This is a genomic window from Streptomyces sp. MB09-02B (assembly GCF_033794485.1).
Taxonomy (GTDB): domain Bacteria; phylum Actinomycetota; class Actinomycetes; order Streptomycetales; family Streptomycetaceae; genus Streptomyces.
This window is the reverse complement of the sequence record NZ_JARGEE010000595.1, coordinates 1-4,388: the sequence shown is the minus strand read 5'-3', so window position 1 is coordinate 4,388 and position 4,388 is coordinate 1. Positions and strand designations below refer to the sequence as shown.

Annotated in this window: 5 protein-coding genes and 1 pseudogene; 3 read left to right on the top strand and 3 right to left on the bottom strand. The window is 69.3% G+C overall.

Going from position 1 to position 4,388, the window contains the following annotated elements; genetic code table 11:
* Nucleotides 1–143, top strand: a pseudogene (locus tag P1P70_RS41360) (ATP-binding protein); the annotation flags it as partial.
* 23 nt (nt 144–166) lie between these two features.
* Here the strand turns inward: P1P70_RS41360 and P1P70_RS41355 are convergent.
* On the bottom strand, nt 167–763 hold the full coding sequence (locus P1P70_RS41355; protein WP_319247154.1) for an HD domain-containing protein: 597 nt from the start codon (nt 761–763) through the stop codon (nt 167–169).
* A gap of 171 nt (nt 764–934) precedes the next feature.
* Here P1P70_RS41355 and P1P70_RS41350 point away from each other — a divergent pair, with 171 nt between their 5' ends.
* Nucleotides 935–1,219 (top strand): DUF4190 domain-containing protein, encoded by a 285-nt coding sequence (locus tag P1P70_RS41350; RefSeq protein WP_319247153.1) that lies wholly within the window; start codon nt 935–937, stop codon nt 1,217–1,219.
* Nucleotides 1,220–1,344: 125 nt separating this feature from the next.
* On the opposite strand, the gene P1P70_RS41345 is transcribed toward P1P70_RS41350, so the two are convergent.
* Nucleotides 1,345–2,004: a maleylpyruvate isomerase N-terminal domain-containing protein gene (locus P1P70_RS41345; RefSeq protein ID WP_319247151.1), complete on the bottom strand. Its 660-nt coding sequence runs from the start codon at nt 2,002–2,004 to the stop codon at nt 1,345–1,347.
* 76 nt (nt 2,005–2,080) lie between these two features.
* On the opposite strand from P1P70_RS41345, the gene P1P70_RS41340 reads away from it, so the two are divergent.
* Nucleotides 2,081–3,346, top strand: a complete 1,266-nt coding sequence (locus tag P1P70_RS41340; protein ID WP_319247149.1) for a hypothetical protein — start codon at nt 2,081–2,083, stop codon at nt 3,344–3,346.
* Here P1P70_RS41340 and P1P70_RS41335 read toward each other — a convergent pair.
* A complete protein-coding gene (locus P1P70_RS41335; RefSeq protein ID WP_319247147.1) occupies nt 3,336–4,211 on the bottom strand; it encodes an LLM class F420-dependent oxidoreductase in 876 nt (291 codons plus the stop codon). The two genes, P1P70_RS41340 and P1P70_RS41335, sit on opposite strands and share 11 nt — an antisense overlap.
* Nucleotides 4,212–4,388: the final 177 nt, after the last annotated feature.

Sequence of the window (4,388 nt, the reverse complement as noted above, 5' to 3'; positions counted from 1 at the left end):
CCCCCGGCATGCTCACCCCACCGTCCCCCGACCTGGACTCCGGCCGAGGCCTCTTCCTCGTAGAGGCCCTGTCCACCCACTGGGGAACGACCTGTGGAGACGCGTACACCAAGACTGTCTGGTGTGAAGTCGCCCTGGCATGACATCTGGTGCGGCGCTGCCGACCTCATGCCTGCGCGTGGCCGTACCGCGCCCTGGCCGAGGTCAGGTCGGGTTCGCCGAACCGGGCTCGCAGAAGGCCGAACGCGTGGACCTTGTCCGCCCCGTACCTCTCCAGCTGTGCCGCATAGGAGTCGGCGGTGAGGAACGTAGGGGGTGTCGTCTTGCTGTGGAACTTGTCCGCGTACATGACCAGTTGCTCTTCGATGGTCTCGGCCAGGTAGTCGGCCTCGGGTATGGCGAGCTTCTGTTCGCGGATGTCGTGCCGGGTGAGACCGACTCCCGTGTGACAGGAGCAGAAGCGGCGCAGGGGCTCCGGGAAGCCCTCCTCGCGGAGGATCTCGTAGCCGAGGACGCCATGGCGGATGTAGTTGCGGTGATCGAGCCGACCGGCTCGGTCGTAGAGCCGGTAGACGCCGATGTCGTGGAGCAGGGCGCCGACACGGACGAGGTCGGCGTCGAGAGGGTGGGCACTTCGTGCCGCAAGCTGTGCGGCGATGCCGCAGACGATTTCGCAGTGGGTGAGAACGAGGTCCAGCGCCTCGTGCGACGGCGCGTATTTCTCGTGCAGCGCGCGTACCTCATTGACCGTCGGAAGAACCACTCCGGCAGCGTACGGTCGTGACCCTCTTCGACGCTGAACCTCCGGCATACGGAGGCTTTGTGGAGTAGAGCCGATGTCCGGGGGCACTCGGATCTGCGGAAAGCACAGGGCGCGAAAGTGCGCCGAGAAGTGGAGCTCCATCATCAAGTACGCCTACATCAGGGGAATGTGATGACGAGTTACGGCAATCCTTCCGCCACTTCCGGATCGCGCACCAACGGTCTGGCCATCGCCAGCCTTGTCTGCGGAATCATCGGAATCTTCTTCTTCAACGTGATCCTCGGGCCACTGGCCATCGTGCTGGGTGCGGTCGGCCTGCGGCAGGCGGGGGTGAAGGGCGGCGGCGGCTTGGCCAAGGCCGGCATCGTCCTCGGGGTCGTGGACCTGATCATCTTCGCGGTGCTGATCGCCGTGGCCGCGTCCAACGGCGGTTTCACCTGGTACGTCGGAGGCTGACCGGCGAGGGTCGGACGAGGACACTCGTCCCTCGGTATGCGTGAACGGCTCGGCACATGCCGAGCCGTTCACGCGTACCTCCGGGCAGGCTCGGGCGGGTTGGCCGGTTGGGCGGAGGGCGCCGGTCAGCCGAGCATAAGCGGCAATCTCCCGGCCAGCGAGCCCAGTTCGGCACGCTGCCCGTCCGTCGGTGCCCGGCGCCCCGCACCGATCAGTAGCACGTCCTCGTCGGTGAAGGACGCGGGGAACGCCGCTCCGGCGATCCGTTCCAGTGCCGCGCGGGAGTGGGCCAGGCTTTCCGAGGACGGGCCGGGGACCGTCGGCAGGTGGGCCGTCAGGTCCAGGTGGTGGAGGGTCCATTCCAGGACGTACGCCGTGAGGTAGTCGGCGACCGTGAGGACCTGGCCCTGGGTGGTCACCCGGGCCGTGGGGTCGGCGAGTCCGGCCGCTCGGCCCGCCGCCGCGCCCACGTCGTCCAGGTGGAACTTGAGGAGGGCCGGGTCCTCGTACGCCGCCGCCAGGCGGACCGTCAGGGCGGCGAGGGGGTCCTCGCCGGTCGGAGGGTCGTTCGTGACCTGCCAGTACGTCGTCGCGTCGGCCGTCAGGGGCGCGGTGCCGGCGGGGGTGGCCAGCGTGATCAGGACGTCCTGCGCGTCGATGATGAGGTGGCAGACGAGGTCCCTCACCAGCCAGCCCGCGCAGCCCGACGGCTGTTCGAAGTCCTTGTCCGCGAGGTCGGCCACCGCCGCGCGCAACGCTGCCCAGGAAGCTGCGAAAAGGTCCACCCCCGCAAGGTAGTTCAAAGCATTGACCCTTCGCCGGGAGCGCGCTTTCATCGTGCTCCTGTTGAAGGGGGAACCAGTGAAGAGACCTGTGTTACGTGTGCTGGCGCATGCCGTCGGTGCCGTTCTGGTGGCTGTGGGCGTGACGTCCGTGTCGTCCGCGTCCGCCGTCGCCCAGGACGAGTCGCCGAGCGTCGTGCCGACCACCCAGCGGATCAGTGTGGCCCCGGACGGCGTCACCGGCGGCAACGGGCACTCCACCGACCCGGTCGTCAGCGCCGACGGGCGTGTCGTGGCCTTCGTATCGTCCGCGACCAACCTGGGGCCGACGACCGATGTGCGCAACAGCGTCTACTACCGGACGGGGCCCGGGGAGCCGCTGCAACGCGTGGTCGTGCCGGGGGAGACCACCTCCACGCCACAACTGTCCGAGTCCGGGCGGTACTTGACCTTCGGGTCCTACTCGACGGCGACCGCCACCTCCTCCGTCCACCTCATGGATCTGAGCACCGGCACCATCGAGCGTCTGACGCCCGCGACGGTCGACGGCTACCAGCTGTCGTACGGCATCGCGCCGGTCAGCGCCGACGGGCGGTACGTCGCCTTCGTCGCCCGGTACGCCGCCGAGCCGCAGGGCTCGTTCCCCTGCCGGGTCATGCTGCTGGACCGGAAGACGCAGGAGGTGCGGCGGGTCAGCCGGGAGTCCGACGGCTCCAAGACCTACTACCGGTGCGAGCAGATCGCGATGAGCGCGAACGGGCGCAAGGTCGCCTACCTGGAGGGGTACACCGGGCCCGGCACCGGCGATCAGGGCGACATCCTGGTCTACGACCGGCGCAGCGGGCGTACCGTGCACGCCGACGCCACCCCCGACGGGACGCCCGCCAGTACCTCGTCCTTCGCTCCCGTGCTCAGCGGCGACGGCTCCAAGGTCGGCTTCAACTCGGCGGCCGACAACCTCGTCCCTGACGGCGACACCAACAACGGCGTGAACGCCTTCGTCCGCGACCTGCGGACCGGCAAGCTCCAGCGGTACGACGGCCACGCCCCCACCGACCTCACGCTGCTGTCCGACCTGTCCGTCGACGGCTCCAAGCTGCTGCTCAACACGGCGGACGCGAACCGTACCTCCCTCGGGCTGATCCTGCGCGATCTGTGCACCGGGGAGGAACAGTTGCTGTCCCCAGGGCAGGACGGCAAGCCCGTCACGGTGGGCGACGCGGCGCTGAGCGGGGACGAGTCGACGGTCGTCTTCGAGTCGTACCACCCGGGGCTCGTCCCCGAGGACAACAACCTGATCGGGGACGTGTTCGTCCGCGCCGTGGGGGCCGCCCTCAGTCCGTAGCCCGGAGCGTCCCCACCACCCCGGCCAACCGCGCCCACTCCTTCCTCGGCAGGGCGTCGCCCTCCCGCCCGTCCAGTACCTGCAGCGCCACGTGGTCCGCTCCCGCCGCGTGGAACTCGTCCACCCGCGCCCGGATCCGCTCGTCCTCGCCCCACGCGTACACCGCGTCGATCAGGCGGTCGCTGCCCCCGTCCTCCAGCTCCGCCTCGGTGAAGCCGAGGCGGAGGAAGGTGTTCGTGTAGTTCGGGAGGGTCAGGTAGAACGCGAGGTGGGCCCGGGCGATCGTCCGGGCGCGGTCGGCGTCGGGCTCCAGGATCACCTTCAGCTCGGGGGCCAGGAGCGGGCCCGTGCCCAGCGCCTCGCGGGCCTGTGCCGTGTGTTCCGGCGTCACCAGGTACGGGTGCGAGCCGGCCGCCCGGTCGCGGGAGAGGCGGAGCATCTTCGGGCCCAGCGCGGCCAGCACCCGGCGGTTGGCGGGGACCCCGGCCGCGTCCAGGGCGTCCAGGTAGTCGACCATCGCGGCGTACGGGCGCCTATACTGCTCCGCGAGCTTCGCGTGGCTCACGCCCAGGCCGAGCAGGAAGCGGCCGGGGTGGGAGGCGTCCAGCTCGGCGAACCGGGAGGCCGTGTCGGCGGCCTCGTGCTGCCAGATGCTCTGGATGCCGGTGGCGACGGTGATCCGGGACGTGGCCTCGACCAGGGGCACGGCGTGCCCGACCGACGTGCTGCCGCCGAGCCAGATCGCGCCGAAGCCGAGCTCCTCCAACTCGGCTGCCGCTTCGGTGAGTTCACCACGTCGAGCGGGATCCTCCGCCCGCAGTCCTCTGCTCCAGATGCCGTATCGACCCAGGTTCTGATTCGCCATGCAAACGCCAACCGGTCCGCCTCGGTGATCTATTCCGGGCGATCCGTCGACATCAATCGTGTCGCATCCATTGACGCCCCTCCTGCCTCAGCTTTACCTTCTGGCCGAAGTTACGCACAACGTTCGCAATATCGAACAATCTGTTCCCTCGACAACCCCCTCGACAACCCCCTCCAC